General features: G+C 40.4%; 21 protein-coding genes and 2 rRNA genes (1 of these 23 running past the window's edge). 12 read left to right on the top strand and 11 right to left on the bottom strand.

The window, feature by feature from the left end; translation table 11 throughout:
- Nucleotides 1-1,594: ribosomal RNA gene (locus ACPUEN_RS12090) — 23S ribosomal RNA — on the top strand (it extends 1,284 nt beyond the left edge of the window).
- A 128-nt stretch (nucleotides 1,595-1,722) separates the two neighbouring features.
- A 5S ribosomal RNA gene (gene rrf / locus ACPUEN_RS12085) occupies nucleotides 1,723-1,834 on the top strand.
- Between the two features lie 17 nt (nucleotides 1,835-1,851).
- On the opposite strand, the gene ACPUEN_RS12080 is transcribed toward rrf, so the two are convergent.
- Nucleotides 1,852-1,974: a hypothetical protein gene (locus ACPUEN_RS12080; protein WP_425636130.1), complete on the bottom strand. Its 123-nt coding sequence runs from the start codon at nucleotides 1,972-1,974 to the stop codon at nucleotides 1,852-1,854.
- Between the two features lie 228 nt (nucleotides 1,975-2,202).
- Here ACPUEN_RS12080 and ACPUEN_RS12075 point away from each other — a divergent pair, with 228 nt between their 5' ends.
- Genes ACPUEN_RS12075 through ACPUEN_RS12055 form a run of 5 tightly spaced genes read left to right on the top strand, consistent with a single transcriptional unit; the run spans nucleotide 2,203 to nucleotide 6,436 of the window.
- Complete coding sequence (locus ACPUEN_RS12075; RefSeq protein ID WP_111610550.1) at nucleotides 2,203-3,447, top strand: dihydroorotase; 1,245 nt, start codon at nucleotides 2,203-2,205, stop codon at nucleotides 3,445-3,447.
- Nucleotides 3,440-3,952: a DUF4199 domain-containing protein gene (locus tag ACPUEN_RS12070; RefSeq protein WP_111610551.1), complete on the top strand. Its 513-nt coding sequence runs from the start codon at nucleotides 3,440-3,442 to the stop codon at nucleotides 3,950-3,952. Before ACPUEN_RS12075 ends, ACPUEN_RS12070 begins: the two co-directional genes overlap by 8 nt.
- 7 nt (nucleotides 3,953-3,959) lie before the next feature.
- The gene (locus ACPUEN_RS12065; protein ID WP_425636128.1) at nucleotides 3,960-4,508 is read left to right on the top strand and encodes a DUF4199 domain-containing protein; all 549 of its coding nucleotides are present in this window, start codon (nucleotides 3,960-3,962) and stop codon (nucleotides 4,506-4,508) included.
- 3 nt (nucleotides 4,509-4,511) lie between these two features.
- Nucleotides 4,512-5,474: a glycosyltransferase family 2 protein gene (locus ACPUEN_RS12060; RefSeq protein WP_111610553.1), complete on the top strand. Its 963-nt coding sequence runs from the start codon at nucleotides 4,512-4,514 to the stop codon at nucleotides 5,472-5,474.
- A complete protein-coding gene (locus tag ACPUEN_RS12055; protein ID WP_425636125.1) occupies nucleotides 5,474-6,436 on the top strand; it encodes a glycosyltransferase in 963 nt (320 codons plus the stop codon). Before ACPUEN_RS12060 ends, ACPUEN_RS12055 begins: the two co-directional genes overlap by 1 nt.
- Here the strand turns inward: ACPUEN_RS12055 and ACPUEN_RS12050 are convergent.
- Nucleotides 6,433-7,197 (bottom strand): class I SAM-dependent methyltransferase, encoded by a 765-nt coding sequence (locus ACPUEN_RS12050; protein WP_425636123.1) that lies wholly within the window; start codon nucleotides 7,195-7,197, stop codon nucleotides 6,433-6,435. The two genes, ACPUEN_RS12055 and ACPUEN_RS12050, sit on opposite strands and share 4 nt — an antisense overlap.
- 183 nt (nucleotides 7,198-7,380) lie before the next feature.
- Between ACPUEN_RS12050 and ACPUEN_RS12045 the strand changes: the two genes are divergently transcribed.
- On the top strand, nucleotides 7,381-8,874 hold the full coding sequence (locus ACPUEN_RS12045; RefSeq protein ID WP_425636121.1) for a TolC family protein: 1,494 nt from the start codon (nucleotides 7,381-7,383) through the stop codon (nucleotides 8,872-8,874).
- Nucleotides 8,875-8,888: 14 nt separating this feature from the next.
- Here ACPUEN_RS12045 and ACPUEN_RS12040 read toward each other — a convergent pair whose 3' ends face one another.
- The 9 genes from ACPUEN_RS12040 to ACPUEN_RS12000 form a co-directional block, all read right to left on the bottom strand.
- Nucleotides 8,889-9,233, bottom strand: coding sequence for a hypothetical protein (locus ACPUEN_RS12040; protein ID WP_425636119.1), 345 nt, complete (start codon nucleotides 9,231-9,233; stop codon nucleotides 8,889-8,891).
- Nucleotides 9,234-9,288: 55 nt separating this feature from the next.
- The gene (locus tag ACPUEN_RS12035; RefSeq protein WP_111610558.1) at nucleotides 9,289-9,465 is read right to left on the bottom strand and encodes an Arc family DNA-binding protein; all 177 of its coding nucleotides are present in this window, start codon (nucleotides 9,463-9,465) and stop codon (nucleotides 9,289-9,291) included.
- A gap of 3 nt (nucleotides 9,466-9,468) precedes the next feature.
- Nucleotides 9,469-9,957 (bottom strand): hypothetical protein, encoded by a 489-nt coding sequence (locus ACPUEN_RS12030; protein ID WP_425636116.1) that lies wholly within the window; start codon nucleotides 9,955-9,957, stop codon nucleotides 9,469-9,471.
- Between the two features lie 5 nt (nucleotides 9,958-9,962).
- Nucleotides 9,963-10,811, bottom strand: coding sequence for an SPFH domain-containing protein (locus ACPUEN_RS12025; RefSeq protein WP_111610560.1), 849 nt, complete (start codon nucleotides 10,809-10,811; stop codon nucleotides 9,963-9,965).
- A 118-nt stretch (nucleotides 10,812-10,929) separates the two neighbouring features.
- Nucleotides 10,930-11,889: a signal recognition particle-docking protein FtsY gene (gene ftsY, locus ACPUEN_RS12020; RefSeq protein WP_111610561.1), complete on the bottom strand. Its 960-nt coding sequence runs from the start codon at nucleotides 11,887-11,889 to the stop codon at nucleotides 10,930-10,932.
- 91 nt (nucleotides 11,890-11,980) lie between these two features.
- Entirely contained in the window at nucleotides 11,981-12,133 is a 153-nt protein-coding gene (locus ACPUEN_RS12015; RefSeq protein ID WP_111610562.1) for a DUF4295 domain-containing protein, read from the bottom strand.
- 37 nt (nucleotides 12,134-12,170) lie between these two features.
- A complete protein-coding gene (rpmG, locus tag ACPUEN_RS12010; protein ID WP_057939355.1) occupies nucleotides 12,171-12,353 on the bottom strand; it encodes a 50S ribosomal protein L33 in 183 nt (60 codons plus the stop codon).
- 31 nt (nucleotides 12,354-12,384) lie between these two features.
- On the bottom strand, nucleotides 12,385-12,627 hold the full coding sequence (gene rpmB, locus ACPUEN_RS12005) for a 50S ribosomal protein L28 (protein WP_057939354.1): 243 nt from the start codon (nucleotides 12,625-12,627) through the stop codon (nucleotides 12,385-12,387).
- Nucleotides 12,628-12,729: 102 nt separating this feature from the next.
- On the bottom strand, nucleotides 12,730-12,888 hold the full coding sequence (locus ACPUEN_RS12000; protein WP_425636113.1) for a DUF5522 domain-containing protein: 159 nt from the start codon (nucleotides 12,886-12,888) through the stop codon (nucleotides 12,730-12,732).
- A 74-nt stretch (nucleotides 12,889-12,962) separates the two neighbouring features.
- Between ACPUEN_RS12000 and rocD the strand changes: the two genes are divergently transcribed.
- The 4 genes from rocD (at nucleotide 12,963) to hemB (ending at nucleotide 17,527) form a co-directional block, all read left to right on the top strand.
- Nucleotides 12,963-14,234 (top strand): ornithine--oxo-acid transaminase, encoded by a 1,272-nt coding sequence (gene rocD / locus ACPUEN_RS11995; protein WP_425636111.1) that lies wholly within the window; start codon nucleotides 12,963-12,965, stop codon nucleotides 14,232-14,234.
- A gap of 108 nt (nucleotides 14,235-14,342) precedes the next feature.
- Nucleotides 14,343-14,996, top strand: coding sequence for an HAD family hydrolase (locus ACPUEN_RS11990; protein WP_425636109.1), 654 nt, complete (start codon nucleotides 14,343-14,345; stop codon nucleotides 14,994-14,996).
- A gap of 238 nt (nucleotides 14,997-15,234) precedes the next feature.
- Nucleotides 15,235-16,440 (top strand): porin, encoded by a 1,206-nt coding sequence (locus ACPUEN_RS11985; RefSeq protein WP_425636107.1) that lies wholly within the window; start codon nucleotides 15,235-15,237, stop codon nucleotides 16,438-16,440.
- 118 nt (nucleotides 16,441-16,558) lie between these two features.
- On the top strand, nucleotides 16,559-17,527 hold the full coding sequence (gene hemB, locus ACPUEN_RS11980) for a porphobilinogen synthase (protein WP_425636106.1): 969 nt from the start codon (nucleotides 16,559-16,561) through the stop codon (nucleotides 17,525-17,527).
- Nucleotides 17,528-17,917 lie beyond the last annotated feature (390 nt).

Here is a 17,917-nt window from a genome sequence, read left to right as displayed (position 1 = left end):
GGCATAAGTAACGATAATGCGGGCGAGAAACCCGCACACCGTAAGACCCAGGTTTCCTGATCAACGCTAATCGGATCAGGGTTAGTCGGGACCTAACGCGAACCCGAGAGGGGTAGTGGATGGACAATGGGTTAATATTCCCATACTAATTATACAGGTGAAGGAGCGACGGAGTGATGAAAGATCCGCGCGGTGACGGAATACCGCGTTAAAGGTAGTAGGTATTGGACCCATAGTTAAATGCGTGGGTTTAGCCGAAGCTGATAGTACTGAGCGTTTACGGACAATCAGATAGTGATCCTAAGGGCTTCCAAGAAAAACTTCTAGCGTTAAGCGTATAATTACCCGTACCGCAAACCGACACAGGTGGTCGAGGAGAGTATCCTAAGGTGCTCGAGTGAATCATGGCTAAGGAACTCGGCAAAATAGCCCTGTAACTTCGGGAGAAGGGGCGCCTCTGGCAACAGAGGCCGCAGTGAAGAGGCCCAGGCGACTGTTTAACAAAAACACATGGCTTTGCAAAGTTTCAAGACTAAGTATAAGGCCTGACACCTGCCCGGTGCTGGAAGGTTAAGAGGGGATGTTATCGTAAGAGACGCATTGAATCGAAGCCCCAGTAAACGGCGGCCGTAACTATAACGGTCCTAAGGTAGCGAAATTCCTTGTCGGGTAAGTTCCGACCTGCACGAATGGTGTAACGATCTGGGCACTGTCTCAGCCATGAGCTCGGTGAAATTGTAGTCGCGGTGAAGATGCCGCGTACCCGCAACGGGACGGAAAGACCCCATGCACCTTTACTGCAACTTAGTATTGGTACTGGACAAATGATGTGTAGGATAGGTGGGAGACATTGAAGCGGGTTCGCCAGGATTCGTGGAGTCACTGTTGAAATACCACCCTTTGTTTGTTTGGTATCTAACCCGAATCTCGGGGACATTGCTTGGTGGGTAGTTTGACTGGGGTGGTCGCCTCCAAAAGGATAACGGAGGCTTCCAAAGGTTCCCTCAGTACGCTTGGTAACCGTACGAGGAGTGCAATAGCATAAGGGAGCTTGACTGTAAGGCCGACAAGCCGAGCAGGGTGGAAACACGGGTATAGTGATCCGGCGGTTTTGAATGGAAGAGCCGTCGCTCAAAGGATAAAAGGTACGCTGGGGATAACAGGCTGATCTCCCCCAAGAGCTCATATCGACGGGGAGGTTTGGCACCTCGATGTCGGCTCGTCACATCCTGGGGCTGAAGAAGGTCCCAAGGGTTGGGCTGTTCGCCCATTAAAGTGGCACGCGAGCTGGGTTCAGAACGTCGTGAGACAGTTCGGTCCCTATCTGTTGCGGGCGTGGGAAGTTTGCGAGGACCTGACCTTAGTACGAGAGGACCGGGTTGGACTGACCGCTGGTGTACCGGTTGTGATGCCAATTGCATTGCCGGGTAGCTACGTCGGGAAGAGATAAGCGCTGAAAGCATCTAAGTGCGAAACTCCCCTCAAGATGAGACTTCCAAATAGGGCCGTCAGAGACGATGACGTTGATAGGCTACAGGTGTAAAGGCAGTAATGTCATAGCCGAGTAGTACTAATTGCCCAAAAGCTTACCCTACGTTTGTTACAGTTTCTGCAAAGACATGTTATTAACTTAAGATATTAGACAATAGACGCTAGACAGGAGACTGGTTGAGATACGAAAGAGATCTTGCTACTTGATACTAGCTACTTAAGTCTTCCAATTTAGGCGGCCTAGCGCAGGGGTCCCACCTCTTCCCATCCCGAACAGAGAAGTTAAGCCCTGCAGCGCCGATGGTACTGGGGTTACACCCGGGAGAGTAGGTCGCCGCCTCATTTATTCAAAAGCCAGCTTTAACCAGCTGGCTTTTTTGCGTTAACGCCTGTTTTGGTAAGTGAATACAAAACCCGGAAGAACAGCCAACGATAGGAGTCCAATGCAGCCTCATTTATCCTAAGCCCGATGGTTAATTCCATTGGGTTTTGGTTTTATATACTTTTGTGTTTTTAAATTAAATGGATCTAAGACATCTGTTCTATGATTTGTTAGTGACTTAAATCGATCAGGCTTTTTGGAAGTGTTTTGCTATCCATTTTAAATGCTAGTATTTATTGATTCTGTGTAGAAGCCTTTTAAAATACTATTTCAAATTCCACTTTTCATTTTTAGAATATTATTGCAGTTTTGCATCAAAGTAAATTTGAATGTCCATCCTATTTAAAGATCTCCGTATTATTAATCAAGCTGGTTCTGAAGAATTAACTGATTACGTTTTTGAAAATGGAGAGTTAACACCTGCTTCTTCTAGTCAAAAATCACAATTTGACCAGGAAGTTGATGCTTCTGGATGGCTGCTATCGGAGGGTTGGGTAGATCTCAGATGTGGGTTGGGCGAACCAGGTCATGAATATAAAGAGTCTATTGAAAGTCTCGCTGATTCCTTGCTATCTAGTGGGTTTTCAGCAGCTGTAATATTGCCTAATACAGACCCAGTTATTCAGTCTAAGGGTGATGTGGATTTTGTCCTGAATAGATCTAGGAAATATACACCAGAGCTTTTTATTCAGGGAGCTGTTACTAAGGACACCGATGGAGAGAATTTCACTGAGATTCTTGATATGCACCATCAATCAGGTGTTTCAATTTTTGGAGAGGGCGTTAAGCCTCTAGCGAATGGAGATCGCTACATGAAAATACTCCAATATCTCCAGAAGTTTGACGGGGTATTGTTTGATCATGCTTATGATCCCTTACTCGCAATCTTTGGGCACATGCATGAGGGTGAAAATTCTACAATGCTTGGTGTAAAAGGAATTCCAAATCTTGCAGAAGATGTAGCTATTCAAAGAAATCTTGAGATTATCCGATATACAGGAGGCCGAGTTCATTTTCAAACAGTGAATACTGCAAAAGGAGTTAACCTTATAAGGGAAGCTAAAACTGAAGGACTGAATGTTACAGCTGATGTATCTATCTATCAATTGTTGTTTTCAGATGGTGATTTAATGGACTTTGATCCAAATCTTAAAGTGTTGCCTCCTTTCAGAGGTGATGCGGATAGAATGGCATTAATTGAAGGTATTAAGGATGGGACAATTGATGCACTGGTGAGTAATCATCAGCCAGAAGATCGAGATTCTAAGTTTATGGAATTTGATCTGGCTAATGTTGGTATGGTAGGGTTGCAAACATTTCTTCCAGCCCTAGTGAAACTTGAAAATGAGCTTGGATGGTCACTGCTTATTGAAAAAATCACTTCAGGTCCAAAGGCTATTTTGCCTCACAAACTTAATAACTCATGGACCATATTTGATCCAGAGAAGGAGTGGACATATGATGAGAAGTCAAATAAATCACTTTCATCTAATTCACCTTGGTATGGAAAGAAGCTTAAAGGTCAGGTGAAATATGTGATTCAAAAAGGGCAATTACTAGAGGCTAATGTATAAGTATTTTAGCTCAGCCTACAAATTCGGAGGAATAGCAGGTGCATTCAGTGTTATCGCATTCATTTCCCTCTCATTTTTGTACCCGGACCCTACCAACTTAAACCTGGTTTTTGGCTATGTGATTACACCTGTGGCAATCTTTTTGGCTATTAAATTTTTCAAGGAATATAGTAATAATGGCTATTTGTCTTTTGCTGAAGGGATGTCGGTGGGATTTGTCACTTATATGTTAGAAGCAATCGTCTCTCTTGGAGGAATATGGTTGGTGCTTTTATTACATTCCACTTTGTTTGAGCAGGTCAAAGAATCAAAACTTGAAGTATTGTCCGATAGTAAGGAATCCATAGTGGCTCAGGTGGGAGAAAATTCCTTTAATTTGACCCTTGAAAGCATCCAAAACATGCTGCCTTGGGATATCGCATTGAACGATGCGCTTTGGAAAATCATCCCTGGTCTGTTTTTTACTATTATTATATCTATTATTTTAAGAAAAAATCCTAACTAACGAACTCATGGAAGAACAACAATCTCCTTTTCAGGCAGCAATCAAACCAGGTCTAACAATCGGTTTGGTTTCTCTAGCACTTACGTTTATAGCCTATTTCATTGATTCTACACTACTAGGTTCAGGATGGTTCGGGCTAGTTGCAATTGTCGTTTTTATAGTACTCATAATATACTTTGGAAAAGAATATAGGACAGAATTGGGTGGCTTTATGAGTTTTGGGACAGCCTTTAATTTTTGTTTTATTGCTATAGTTATCTCTGGCTTGATTAGTTTGATCGGGCAGATCCTTTTATTTCAAGTCGTTGATCCTTCCTTGGCTGGCGTATTAGCAGATCAGGCTTTTGAAACCCAAATGTCCATTATGGAAAAGTTCGGGCAAGATCCTGATACTATGGATCCAGCCGTTTTGGAAGAAATGAGAACGGGTGCTGCTAAAGGATTCACCCTTTCTGGCCAGCTTATGAGTTTTGGTTTCGGGCTGATAGTTTATGCAATTATTGCTTTAATTTTGGCAGCAATCCTCAAGAAAAGAGACAAGTCTCTCGATTATTAATTTATGACCCAGATTTCAGTTGTAGTTCCTGTATTTAACGAGGAGGAGTCACTGCCTGAATTAACTCAATGGATTAGCCGTGTCATGCATGATCACGGCTTTTCTTATGAGTTGATTTTTATAAATGATGGCAGTTCTGATACTTCTTGGGAGATTATTAATACGCTTTCACAGCAATTCAATGAGGTGAAAGGAATTAATTTCACCAGAAATTACGGGAAATCAGCTGCACTGGATGCGGGTTTCAAAAAAGCTTGTGGTGACGTCGTAATCACTATGGATGCAGATCTTCAGGACAGTCCAGATGAAATCCCAGGATTATACGCGATGGTCACAGAAGGGAAGCTTGATGTTGTGTCTGGCTGGAAGAAAGAGCGTCATGATCCGCTAGGTAAAACAATTCCTTCTAGATTTTTTAATGGGGTTACTCGATGGATTTCGGGGATCAAATTGCATGATTTTAATTGTGGACTGAAAGCCTACCGACTAAAAGTCGTAAAGAATATCCAAGTCTATGGCGAAATGCATCGTTACATTCCCTTGCTTGCGAAGTGGAATGGCTTTGGGAAAATAGGAGAAAAAGTAGTTCAGCATCAGGCCAGAAAGTACGGCTATTCTAAATTTGGATTAGAGCGCTTTTTAAATGGGTTCCTTGATCTGATATCTGTCTCTTTTGTACATCGGTATAAAAAGAAACCCATGCATTTCTTTGGACTTCTTGGGAGTATGTCATTTTTAACAGGCTTTATTATCACTTGCTGGTTGATTTTTCAGAAAGTTTATGGGCTCAGTAAAGGTATATCTGTGCGTGAAATCACTGAGCAACCTTTATTCTTTTTGGCTTTGATCGCCTTAATTATCGGCGTGCAGTTATTTGTGACGGGTTTTATTGCCGAACTGATGACTTCCAATCAATCTAAAGAAACAGAATACAAAATTGATGAAGAGGTTAACTTCGACTTTTGATGAAATTCTCGGTTATCATACCGGTTTATAATAGACCTGATGAATTAGGGGAACTGCTACAAAGTCTAAAAACTCAAAATTATCATGATTTTGAAGTAATAGTAATTGAAGATGGATCTACTATTGACTCATCTGAAATTTTAGAGGTATTCAAGTCTCAACTTCCTATTCAATATTTAATACAACCTAATACTGGGCAAGGCTTTGCCAGGAATAACGGAATGAAGATCGCTAAAGGTGATTTTTTTGTAATTCTTGATTCTGATGTCCTTTTGCCAACGGATTATTTACAAAAGCTTTCACAAGTGATTCAATATAGGAATCTTGATGCTTTTGGTGGCCCTGATGCTGCCGGTGAGGATTTTTCTGCTTTACAAAAAGCAATGGACTTTGCGATGACTTCGGTTTGGACAACTGGTGGGATTCGTGGTAAAATGAAAGATCCATCTAAATATCAAGCCCGAGGATTTAATATGGGTGTATCAAAAGCCGTGTTTGAGGCTACCGGTGGTTTTGTAGATCCAAATCAAGGCGAGGACATTGAATGGAGTATCCGAATTAAAAAGGCTGGATTCAAACTTGAATTGGTTCGAGAAGCCTTTGTTTATCATAAACGCAAAAACACGCTCCTTTCATTTGCAAAGCAAGCCTTCTCCTTCGGTAGAAATCGGGTGAATGTATCCAGATTTCATCCCGGTGCAATAAAGCTGGTTCACTGGCTACCTACAGCTTTTTTGCTTTTCAGCCTCAGTATTCCCTTTTTATATTTCCTAAACAAATTCTTATTTCAGATCAGTGTTGGAATATTTTTATTATGGAGCATGGGGGTGATTTTATCCTCATCCTCACAAAACAGCTCAATTAAGGTGGGAGCATTAAGTTGGATTACTTCTATTTTGCAGCTGTGGTCATATGGAGTTGGTTTGCCTTTTGAACTACTAAAAAAAGCTAGTAAAGGTTAATTTCCTTTTTTACAAACAAAGATGATTTCTTCAGAAGGAAGGGCATTTACCTTTAATAGTTCAGAAGGGATTTCCTTCACAAACTTATTCTCTTCAATTTTTATTCCTGACTTTCTTAATCTCTCCGCATAGTCCTTCCCAAACTTACGGACATGATCGCGCTGTCCAAAAATTCGTTCTCGCTCAGCCGGATCAGTAACTGTCTTGTCTTCTAACGTCTTTTCGATAGGATATACAGGCGACTGAAGTATTCCCCAGCCGCTTGGCTTCAATACGCGATTGAACTCAGCACAGGCTTTGAGGTCATCTTCTACATGTTCCAGTACATGGTTACAAAAGACTACGTCAAAGCTATTGTCTGGGAATGGAATATCATGCACATCCATTTTGACTTTAGCCAAAGGTGATTCAATATCAGCTGTGATATAATCCAAGTTGTCTAACCCTTCAAATCGCTCGATAAAGCAATGTTCTGGCGCTACGTGGAGCACGCGAAGTGGAGCGGTGAAAAAATCTGTTTTCTCTTTGAGGAAAAGCCACATTAATCTGTGTCGTTCCAAGGAGAGGCAATTTGGACAAAGCGCATTTGCTCTGGCAATTCGGCCGTAGGGTAGGAATTTCTTATAGCTGTGATCACATACCGGACAAGTGACGTCTTTGCCGGAATTCATCTGGGCAAAAACTTTCATCACCAAGGGACTTACTCGTTGTAGAAGTGGTCTAGGGACATAACGAATAACAAAGCTAATAATGGACTTCATGGTTATTTTGAATCAGCCTGCAAGTTACGCAAAGGGTCAAAAGGAGCGTAATTAAATATAATGTTTTGTCTTTTTTAGATTTTTTAGGATTTGAAGTGCAATAAGATTCTTGTTTGTGTAGAATCAATCAGTATTTTAGTTGATGTGAATTATCCTCCTTTTTCAATCCTAAAAAACAACTTTATGAAGATTAGAAATTTACTTTTTATCAAGACTGTTATTACTCTGGTTTTAGTTTGTTCATCACTTGATTTTGCTGCTGCGCAGGAGACAAAAACTTTCACACTTAAGGAGCTAGTGCAGCAGGCAAAGGATGGTTCACCAGTGGCCCTACGAGCAAAAACAAGACGGGAAAACCGTTATTGGCAGTATAGATTGTTCAGGTCAAATTATAACCCCCAATTGAGACTGACGGGTACGATTCCTCAATATTATCAGGAATTTAATAATATCACGCAGCCAGACGGCTCCATAGAATTCATAGAAGTGAAGCAGAATCTGATGGATTTGGGACTCGGATTGGAGCAGGTGATAGGTGCTACCGGAGGGACAGTGTCTGTGAATACTTCAACCAATAGATTTGATAATTTTCTGACAAATCCAGGACAACCTCAGACCAGGTATTCCGGGGTGCCGATAAGTGTGGCTTTGAATCAGCCGATATTTGCATTCAATCCTTACAAATGGGATAAGAAGATTGAGCCTTTGCTATATGAAGAGAGTAAGCGGGAATATGTACAGGAAATGGAGGAAGTTTCTATCTACGTCACTCAGTTGTACTTCGATTATCTTATTGCCCAAGTCAACTCGGAGATCGCGGCGTCTAACCTGAAGAATACAGAGGATATTTTTGCGATAGAAAAAAAGAGGAATGAATTGGGTGTGACCCCGGAAGATGATCTTTTACAGGTGGAACTGCAGGTTTTAAACGCGCAGCAGGCTGCTGCGCAGGCGCAGGTAGATTTGGAAAGTGCTGCGTTTGCGATGAACTCATTTATAGGCTTGAATCAATCTTCCAATTTGAATCTCGTTTCCCCAATAGATATTCCCGAGTTTGAGGTGAATGTGGAGCGGGCGATAGAGCTTGCCTTTCAAAATAGATCAGAAGCAATAGGATATGAACGGCAGAAAACTGAGGCAGAGTCTCAGGTGGCCCAAGCGCGTGGGCAGCGTTTTCAAGTTCTTTTAAACGCTAGGTATGGTTACAATAACGCGGCTTTTAATTTCCCGGACATATATCAGAATCCAAATACTCAGGCTTTGGTCAGTCTTGGACTGTCAGTTCCGATTTTAGATTGGGGTAGAAATAAAGCCCGCATGTCTATGGCTATGGCAAACCAGGAGCTTGTGGAAAGTACGGTGGCACAGGAACTGATTAATTTTGAGCAGGAAATTTTCACTATGGTAAAGAATTTCTTGATGATAAAGGAGCGTTTGAACGTGACTAAAATCTCTGACGATGTGGCTCAACGCAGGTACGAAATCGCCCTCAAAAGGTATCAGACTGGCAATGTGACCATCACCAATCTGAATATAGCCCAAAATGAAAAAGACTCTAATAAAAGAGCTTTTTATACTTCATTACGCGACTTTTGGATGGCTTACTATGAGCTGAGATCACTTACTTTATATGATTTTGAAAAAGGAGAGTTGTTATATGTACCAGAAGCGAATTAGCCAATAGTAATGAATCAGGAATTTTCGTTGATGAATTTTTCCAGTTTACCCATCTTTTTCTCCAGCTTTTCAATCGACTTCGCTTGCTTTTCAATTTTTTTAGTGATTTTCTCGATGTCATTAGGAGACAGTTTGCCAGCGGAATTTTTCTTTTCAAATTTTTCTCTCAGATCTTGCCGCTTTGCCACTGCTTTTTCATGATCATTTTGGTATTTCTCAATTTTGATCTTCGCTTTCTCAATTTTCTCTTGGGTTTTACTATCTATTCCTGAGGAAATTACTGTTTGAGCGAGAGCTTCAGCGGGCGAAAAGTAGTTTACCCCAACTAAAAGAGCAAATAATAAAATTAGTTTTTTCATGGTTGTCAGTGGTTAAGGTTTTACTGCTTCAATATATAAGTTTTCGGCTTGTTTACTACGTATCCGAATGGTTGGAATCGCCTTTTGGTATGCGTCCAGCTTTTTTCAATGATTCACGAATGATCCATTCGAGCTGACCATTGGTACTACGAAACTCATCTGCGGCCCATTTTTCGATCGCTTTCATCATGTTCTCATCCAGCCGTAGTGCAAATGCTTTCTTCTTTGGCATAATTTATTCCTCCATCCAATTTTTCATGAAGTCCGTCAGTTCTTTGGACTTCATCGTTCCTATCATTATTTTTTTCTTTTCACCCACATCCATGAGAAGCCCTTCGTTTCCTAGTACTGAATAAGCTTTGGTTGTTTTATTGCCTTTGAACCCCCAGCCGCCATAGTCTGTGATAGGGCTATAGGTGATTACTTTACATGATTTTATTTCTTTTTTAGGGAAATGCCTCCATTTTCTAATAAATGGAGTGTATCTAAAGGCGATACTTTTTGCGTCGATTCTAGTTTCAAGTTTTAGATTGAAAATAAGGGCAAATAACAAGGCCATAGTAGCCAAAACTACCCCTAATGCGATTGCCATTTCTTGTTTGTCATTTGAAGTAGCATACAATACTGTAAGTAGTATCAGGATTGGCACCTCCGTCAGTATTATAAAATACATGACCCAGGTGCCGAAATATGTCTGGCTTTCTTTGAAAATCCGATTAGACATAATAGCTATTGGTTTAGTGTGCCGACGTTGAGGACAGGACTTGCACTCTTGTCTGAACAAAGCACTACCATCAGATTGGAGACCATTACAGCTTTTTTCTCGTCATCAAATTCTATAATATCTTTTAATTTTAAATCGGCTAAGGCCATCTCCACCATACCAACTGCACCTTCCACGATCTTCTGTCTAGCCGCTACGATAGCTGTGGCTTGCTGTCTTTGAAGCATAGCAGATGCGATCTCAGAAGCATAGGCCAAGTGCGAAATTCTAGCTTCAATTACCTTGATTCCCGCATGATGAAGACGCTCACTAATTTCTTGCTCCAGTGAATGATTGACATCTTCTACACCAGATCTCAGCGTAACCTCAGCTTCTTCAGCTTCAAAATTATCGTATGGATAAAGTCCCGCCATTTTTCGGATTGCAGCATCTGATTGGAGATGCACAAAGTTTTCATAATCATCCACATCAAAAGTAGCCTTGAATGTATCTTCCACCTGCCAAACTACGATGGTGCCTATCATTACTGGGTTCCCGATTTTGTCGTTCACCTTGACAGGCTTATTCTCGAAGTTTCTCACTCGTAAAGAAATTTTCTTCTTTGTCATAAAAGGATTGACCCAATAGAAACCATTTGCTTTTACACTGCCTATGTAATTACCAAAAAGCAGAAGAACCATTGCTTTATTAGGCTCCACGATGAAAAAGCCTGGAATGCAGACAAAGAATAATAAACCTGCTGCAAAGCCTATTATTGGCTGATCACCTATAAAACTGAAAATAGCTACTGGAATAAGAGCCAGAACAACGAGGATAAGGATATATCCAGAAATAGGTTTAGTTATTTTTTCCATATTATTATGATGTTAAAATGATATCATATTGAATTACGGCATTTTTCAAACAAGGTTCAAATTTTTCGCAAAAAAAATACCCCGATGTTTGTCGGGGTATGTGAATAGGTTTGTTTTCTTATTTTTTCTTAGTAAAGAGGGAGTCCACAAATTCCTTTCGGTTGAAAATCTGTAAATCAGTCATTTTCTCGCCTACTCCAATGTATTTGACCGGGATTTTGAATTGATCCGAAATTCCAATTACCACTCCGCCTTTAGCGGTTCCGTCAAGTTTGGTGATTGCAAGAGAAGTGATTTCTGTGACTTTCGTAAATTCCTTGGCTTGTATAAAAGCATTCTGACCGGTGGATCCGTCCAAAACTAATAGGATTTCGTGTGGTGCATCAGGGATGAATTTCTGCATGACACGCTTGATTTTACCAAGTTCATTCATGAGATTCACTTTGGTGTGGAGTCGCCCGGCAGTATCAATGATGACGACATCTGCATTAGTGTCTACTCCTTGTTTTACCGCGTCAAATGCCACCGAAGCCGGATCTGTATTCATGCCATGAGACACAACAGGTACGCCGACTCTATTTCCCCAAAGGATTAATTGATCTACTGCTGCAGCTCTGAACGTATCCGCAGCGCCTAGGATGACTGACTTTCCTGCGGATTGGAAAAGATTTGCCAGTTTTCCGATAGTAGTGGTTTTACCCACACCATTGACTCCTACTACCATGATGACATAGGGTTTCTTGCCTTCCGGAAGGTCAAAATCCATTAGATCCTGAGAGTTATTTTCCTTTAGAAGGTTTTCAATTTCTTCTTTGAGAATCACATCGAGCTCTGCTGTGTTTACATATTTGTCACGTGCTACTCGTTCCTCAATTCTTCGAATGACTTTGATAGTAGTGTCCACCCCCACATCGGAGGTGATTAGAATTTCTTCCAATTCATCCAAAATCTCATCGTCCACTTTGGACTTGCCAACTACGGCCTTACTGAGTTTTGAAAAAATATTTTCGCTTGATTTCTGAAGGCCTTGATCGAGGCTTTCTTTCTTGTCTTTTGAAAAGAAACCAAAGATTCCCATGGGTATGCGTTTTGAAAGTGGAATATAACGAAAAAGTCCCTGCTGACCGATGGACAGAGGGACTAGAATGCCTTATGCTGCAAAATGCAACTTATTTTTTCAAGGTGTCCTGTACCAAAGGGGAAGGAACCATTTCTTCTCTGAAGGTATAAGCGCCAGTCTTCTCAGATCTAACCGCCTTGATAACTTTGGCGTAAGTTACGCCGCCTTCTTTCTTAAGGGTTGCTACTACTTTCTTAGCCATAATCTTATCGTTTTAACGGAATTGCTTCCGAGCTAAATTATTTAATTTCTTTATGAACAGTTACCTTCTTCATAATTGGGTTGAATTTTTTCAATTCCAATCTTTCAGTAGTATTTTTTCTATTCTTGGTAGTGATGTATCTTGAAGTACCTGGCAATCCAGAAGCTTTGTGCTCCGTGCATTCCATAATCACTTGTACTCTATTGCCTTTCTTAGCCATCTTTGTATTGATTTAAGGGTAGTGACCTTGATTATCTGATTACAATCATCCCGTTATCCTGAGCTTCTTTCAAAACCGCAGTGATACCTTTCTTATTGATAGTCTTCAATGCCTTAGTACAAACTTTCAAAGTGATCCATGCATCTTCTTCTGGAACGTAGAACGTCTTCTTGTGAAGATTTGGGTAGAACCTACGCTTAGTTTTGTTGTTTGCATGGGACACGTTGTTACCTACTCGAGGTCTTTTTCCGGTAATGTCACAAACTTTTGCCATGGTAATGTATAGTAAATTGTATCCGTTTCTGTAATGAGTCTGCAAATATCGGAACTTTTGGGGGATTTGCAACAATGCATTTCAAAAATATTTCCTTTTATCTCAGGCTTTTGTGTAGGGACAGTGTTTACAGCCATTGCCACAGCAATAGCCACGTTTTAAGTGGTATTTTTTTGTAAATACCATTAATCCCTGCTCATTATAATAAAAGTCTTCCGGACTTATTGCTGCTTTTGCGGCAGGCTTCTTGGTATCTTTCATGGTTAGGGCAATGGCAATTACTATATTTGAGCTTATCCAGTCCTTATTATATAGTACACAAAATTAAGAAAAACATGCAGACTATAACTTCAAGTAATCAAGCTATAGCTTTAGAAGATAAATACGGAGCTCATAACTATCATCCATTACCAGTTGTTTTGGCAAAGGGAGAAGGAGTCTTTTTATGGGATGTGGAAGGCAAAAGATATTATGATTTCTTGTCAGCTTATTCTGCTGTAAATCAAGGACACTGCCATCCGCGGATTAAAGATGCCTTAATTGAGCAGGCGAGTACTTTGACTTTGACTTCCCGGGCTTTTCATAATGATGTGCTTGGGCCATTTGAAAAATACATTACTGAATATTTCGGTTTTGATAAAGTTCTTCCGATGAATACAGGCGCGGAAGGTGTTGAGACGGCTATCAAAATTGCCAGAAAGTGGGGGTACGAGAAAAAGGGAGTAGATGAAAATCAAGCAAAGATCATTGTAGCTGAAAATAATTTTCACGGAAGGACTACTACAATCATTTCCTTTTCTAATGACGAGAATGCACGTAAAAACTTTGGTCCTTATACAACTGGTTTTATTAAAATACCATATGATGATGTTGATGCTTTAAAAGTGGCTCTTTCGGATCCTGATGTGGTAGCCTTTTTGGTGGAGCCGATTCAAGGTGAAGCTGGTGTTTATGTGCCTTCTGATAATTATATCAAACAGGCTAAGGCTGCATGTGAAGCAAAAAACGTACTTCTTATTGCTGATGAAATTCAAACTGGAATTGCCAGGACTGGATCGCTTTTAGCAGTTTGTGGGAATTGTACGTGTGAAAAATCATGCGAGAAACAGTCCACTTATACGAAGCCAGATATGTTGATTTTGGGCAAAGCGATTTCTGGCGGTTTCTATCCTGTGTCTGCTGTACTGGCCGATGACCACATTATGGGCGTAATCAAACCCGGTCAACATGGTTCCACATTTGGTGGAAATCCGCTTGGGGCCAAAGTGGCAATGGCTGCCCTAGAGGTAGTTTCAGATGAGAACCTAGCTCAAAACGCCAGAAAACTTGGTGAACTATTCAGAGTTCGTATGCAAATATTGGTTGATCGCTACACTATAGTCAAGCTGGTGCGAGGCAAAGGCCTTCTCAATGCTGTGGTGGTCAATGATACCGAAGAAAGCAGCACGGCCTGGGATATTTGCGTGGCACTAAAAGATAATGGGCTCTTGGCGAAGCCAACTCATGGGAATATTATTCGCTTTGCTCCACCATTGGTGATGACTGAAGAGCAACTTCATGAATGTTGTGATATTATAGAGAAGACCATAGCTGCATTTGAAAAATAATACGTAATCAGTATTTGTAAGAAAGGAAGCCCTCCCTTGTATTTGGAACTTGGGAGGGTTTTTTAGAGTCTTATCCTTAATTTTACGACTTAAATACTTAACCAGCTCATGTTAAAAGCAGTAATTTTTGATATGGATGGCGTCATTTGCCATACCAATCCATTTCACTCCATTGCTTTCCAGCGATTTTTTGCGAAGCGAAATCTAAATCCGACGGAAGCGGAATATGCAGAACATATGTACGGGAAAAATAACGGATACATTCTGAGCCATTTCTTGGGAAGGAAAATTGAAGGGGAGGAGTTGGCTTTGCTGGAAAACGAAAAAGAAGGGCTTTTCAGAGAAATATATAAGGATGAAGTAAATCCAATTAGGGGTTTTATGGAGTTTTTTGCGAAGCTAAAATCTGAAAGATTATTGACAGCAGTGGCGACTTCGGCCCCGCGTGCAAACCTTGATTTAATTATTGGCGCTCTGGATATTGGCAATCAAATGCAATCTCAGCTTGCCTCGGAAGACGTAACTAAGCATAAGCCTGATCCAGAAGTTTACTTAAAATCTGCAGCAAATCTTGGTGTGAAGCCTGAAAACTGTTTGGTTTTTGAAGATTCTTTCTCTGGAGCCAGCGCAGGGCTAAATGCCGGAATGAAAGTGGTAGGGGTACTTTCTAGCCATACGAAGGATCAGCTGCCGAATTGTGATCTTTTTATTGATAATTATGAAAAGTTGGAGGTTTCGACCTTATATTCGTTGTTTGACTAACTGAGATCAGCGTAACAATTTTTTAAATATTTGTTAACATTGAATATACAGTTAACATTAGCTTAATATAGAAAACCGTCTCCAATGTCTTTTTGACTCAATCTATCATAAATCACCCGTTGAAATTTGATTAATTTTTTCGTTTTGTTAATGGATAAATAATATAGGAGACACTTTGAGTAAATATTGAAGTTGGACTTTTGCGGCGCTGTAAATTATCAATTAAAAAACTTACTGTATGCGAATCCACTTCGCTGCAGCAGTTGTCGTCTTGACAATGATCTCAATAAGCGCTTTTGCAAGGGGCGCTGAGGGGGATTCGCTGCCGGCAAAAACATCTGTGCCATCAACTCAAGTTGGATGGTATGACCGTATTCAGCTGAGAGGTTATGCTCAGATGCGATACAACGGTCTTTTTGAAACAAACCCCGATTTGGGCTGTTCTCAATGTGATAAATCATGGGGTACTGGAGGGTTTTTCCTTCGCAGGATCCGGATGATATTTTCTGGACAAATCCATGAACGTATATATATGTATATACAGCCTGATTTTGCTTCGGGAGGCCAAAACTTCGTTCAGATCCGGGATGCCTATTTCGATTTAGGATTAGATGCCAAACAAGAATTCAGGCTTAGGATTGGGCAGTCCAAAGTTCCTTTTGGTTTTGAGAATCTACAGTCCAGCCAAAACCGCCTTCCTTTGGATCGAAATGACGGATTGAACTCTGCTGTCCTTAATGAACGGGATATTGGTTTGTTCTTTTACTATGCACCTACCGAGGTTCGTGAGAGGTTTAAGTACTTAGTTTCCTCTGGTCTTAAAGGTTCTGGGGATTATGGAATGTTTGGCTTTGGTGCTTACAATGGACAAACAGCCAATTTGCCAGAAAGAAACAGAAACTTCCATGTGGTTTCTAGATTTAGCTATCCTATGAAGTTAGCTTCCGGGCAATTCATTGAAGCTTCTTTTCAAGGGTATGCTGGCAAGTTTGTGATCAGTAGAAATCCCCTGACAGACTTTGATCAGGTAGAATTTCCAGAGTTTAGATTCGGGCCGACCTTTGTTATTTATCCTCAGCCATTTGGTCTTCAGGCGGAATTCAACTGGGGAAGAGGACCACAATACAATCCTGAAACCAACGATGTCGAAGACGCTCCCTTGAAAGGCGGCTACGTGTTGGCTTCCTATATGCAAAAAACAAGTAAAGGTGCTATCATACCTTTCACACGTTATCACTACTACTCAGGAGGAAAGAAGTTTGAAGTGGATGCCACTCGACATCGGGTAAGTGAGCTTGAACTGGGGGTAGAGTGGCAATTTCATAAAGCTTTGGAATTGGTCACGATGTACACAATATCAGATAGATCTGCACAGAATTCTCTGGATCCATTGAATAGAGAGAGGGGGGGGCTGCTTAGAATACAGGCGCAGGTGAATTTCTGATCATATTAACCCTAAAAGTAAAAGCATCTTCAATTATGGAGATGCTTTTTGTTTTTATAAAAGGAATGGATAAAAACCATATGGTTAACTTTGGGAGTTCTCAACAGTTAAATAAATCATGCTAAGAAGACCGCGAAGAAACCGTAAATCTGATTCAGTTAGGAATTTAGTGGAAGAAACCAGTTTGTCAGTCAAAGACTTAATTTTTCCTTTATTTCTCATCGAAGGTTCAAATAAGAAAATTGAAGTTCAGTCTATGCCTGGGATTTTCAGATTTTCTCAAGACCTACTTCTTAAAGAAATAGAGGAATGTCTTAAGCTCGGTATCACTGCTTTTGATGTTTTCCCTGCCTATCCGGAGTCTCTTAAAGACCCAGTAGCTTCAGAAAGCTATAATCCAGAGACATTTTATTTAAAAGCACTCCGTGAAATAAAAAAGCAATTCCCCGAAGTCTGTCTGATGTCTGATGTTGCGATGGACCCCTATAGCAGTGATGGTCATGATGGATTAGTTAAAGATGGCAAAATCTTAAATGATGAAACGCTTGAAATTCTTGCCAGGATGTCTTTGGCTCAAGCTGATGCTGGTGTGGATATCATTGGCCCATCAGATATGATGGATGGCAGAGTAGGCTATATCCGTGAGTTGTTGGATGAGAGTGGGTTTACTGACACTTCTATCATGTCATACACAGCAAAGTACGCGAGTGCATTTTATGGGCCTTTCCGGGATGCGTTGGATTCTGCCCCGAAATTTGGAGATAAAAAGACATACCAGATGAATCCTGCAAATTCTCAGGAAGCATTGATTGAAGGAGATCTGGATACTGAAGAAGGTGCAGATTTTTTGATGGTAAAACCAGCACTTTCGTATTTGGACATCATCAAATTGCTAAACGATAATTTCCCACTGCCAATTGCAGCATATAATGTGTCTGGAGAGTATAGTATGATCAAAGCTTCTGCAGAAAAGGGTTGGATCGAAAACGATCGTGCCATGCTCGAAGTGTTGTTGAGTATTAAACGGGCTGGAGCAAAGGTTATTCTTACGTACTTTGCCAAAGAATATGCAAGTCTGGTGAAGTAGGTCTTTGGAATTATATATTTGAGAAAGAAACCGGTATATGCCGGTTTTTTTTGTTGTTAGCTTATGATTATCACCTGTTTTTTCAATAAATGCATTATTTTTTTTACTGTTGGGTGAAATAAATATCAGTAATCTGAAAATTTATATTTTTCGTAAAAACAAACAGTTTGCTAAGAATACTGTTTTTTTCTTTTTTTTAAAATAAAATTCCAAATACGCCTTATTTTTTTCACCAATATTTTGAATTCGCTGTATCGTAATCGGTTTCATAAAATATTATACATCCAAACCAAATATTATTTCTCGTAGTAATAAGTTTACGAAATAGGTATAATTCTTATTTTATTTGCAAAAAATGTAAAAAATGGGTTAAAAATCACATTGAATATC

Origin of the sequence: Algoriphagus yeomjeoni, from assembly GCF_049821175.1 — a bacterium.
Classification (GTDB): domain Bacteria; phylum Bacteroidota; class Bacteroidia; order Cytophagales; family Cyclobacteriaceae; genus Algoriphagus; species Algoriphagus yeomjeoni_A.
The sequence above is the reverse complement of the archived record's forward strand: the minus strand, read 5'-3'. Positions and strand labels throughout refer to the sequence as shown.

Bases quoted from the DNA above. Each gene is read 5' to 3' on its own strand.
- ACPUEN_RS12080 (WP_425636130.1), bottom strand. From the start codon at position 1,974: ATGGAATTAACCATCGGGCTTAGGATAAATGAGGCTGCATTGGACTCC.
- ACPUEN_RS12075 (WP_111610550.1), top strand. From the start codon at position 2,203: ATGTCCATCCTATTTAAAGATCTCCGTATTATTAATCAAGCTGGTTCT.
- ACPUEN_RS12070 (WP_111610551.1), top strand. From the start codon at position 3,440: ATGTATAAGTATTTTAGCTCAGCCTACAAATTCGGAGGAATAGCAGGT.
- ACPUEN_RS12065 (WP_425636128.1), top strand. From the start codon at position 3,960: ATGGAAGAACAACAATCTCCTTTTCAGGCAGCAATCAAACCAGGTCTA.
- ACPUEN_RS12060 (WP_111610553.1), top strand. From the start codon at position 4,512: ATGACCCAGATTTCAGTTGTAGTTCCTGTATTTAACGAGGAGGAGTCA.
- ACPUEN_RS12055 (WP_425636125.1), top strand. From the start codon at position 5,474: ATGAAATTCTCGGTTATCATACCGGTTTATAATAGACCTGATGAATTA.
- ACPUEN_RS12050 (WP_425636123.1), bottom strand. From the start codon at position 7,197: ATGAAGTCCATTATTAGCTTTGTTATTCGTTATGTCCCTAGACCACTT.
- ACPUEN_RS12045 (WP_425636121.1), top strand. From the start codon at position 7,381: ATGAAGATTAGAAATTTACTTTTTATCAAGACTGTTATTACTCTGGTT.
- ACPUEN_RS12040 (WP_425636119.1), bottom strand. From the start codon at position 9,233: ATGAAAAAACTAATTTTATTATTTGCTCTTTTAGTTGGGGTAAACTAC.
- ACPUEN_RS12035 (WP_111610558.1), bottom strand. From the start codon at position 9,465: ATGCCAAAGAAGAAAGCATTTGCACTACGGCTGGATGAGAACATGATG.
- ACPUEN_RS12030 (WP_425636116.1), bottom strand. From the start codon at position 9,957: ATGTCTAATCGGATTTTCAAAGAAAGCCAGACATATTTCGGCACCTGG.
- ACPUEN_RS12025 (WP_111610560.1), bottom strand. From the start codon at position 10,811: ATGGAAAAAATAACTAAACCTATTTCTGGATATATCCTTATCCTCGTT.
- ftsY (WP_111610561.1), bottom strand. From the start codon at position 11,889: ATGGGAATCTTTGGTTTCTTTTCAAAAGACAAGAAAGAAAGCCTCGAT.
- ACPUEN_RS12015 (WP_111610562.1), bottom strand. From the start codon at position 12,133: ATGGCTAAGAAAGTAGTAGCAACCCTTAAGAAAGAAGGCGGCGTAACT.
- rpmG (WP_057939355.1), bottom strand. From the start codon at position 12,353: ATGGCTAAGAAAGGCAATAGAGTACAAGTGATTATGGAATGCACGGAG.
- rpmB (WP_057939354.1), bottom strand. From the start codon at position 12,627: ATGGCAAAAGTTTGTGACATTACCGGAAAAAGACCTCGAGTAGGTAAC.
- ACPUEN_RS12000 (WP_425636113.1), bottom strand. From the start codon at position 12,888: ATGAAAGATACCAAGAAGCCTGCCGCAAAAGCAGCAATAAGTCCGGAA.
- rocD (WP_425636111.1), top strand. From the start codon at position 12,963: ATGCAGACTATAACTTCAAGTAATCAAGCTATAGCTTTAGAAGATAAA.
- ACPUEN_RS11990 (WP_425636109.1), top strand. From the start codon at position 14,343: ATGTTAAAAGCAGTAATTTTTGATATGGATGGCGTCATTTGCCATACC.
- ACPUEN_RS11985 (WP_425636107.1), top strand. From the start codon at position 15,235: ATGCGAATCCACTTCGCTGCAGCAGTTGTCGTCTTGACAATGATCTCA.
- hemB (WP_425636106.1), top strand. From the start codon at position 16,559: ATGCTAAGAAGACCGCGAAGAAACCGTAAATCTGATTCAGTTAGGAAT.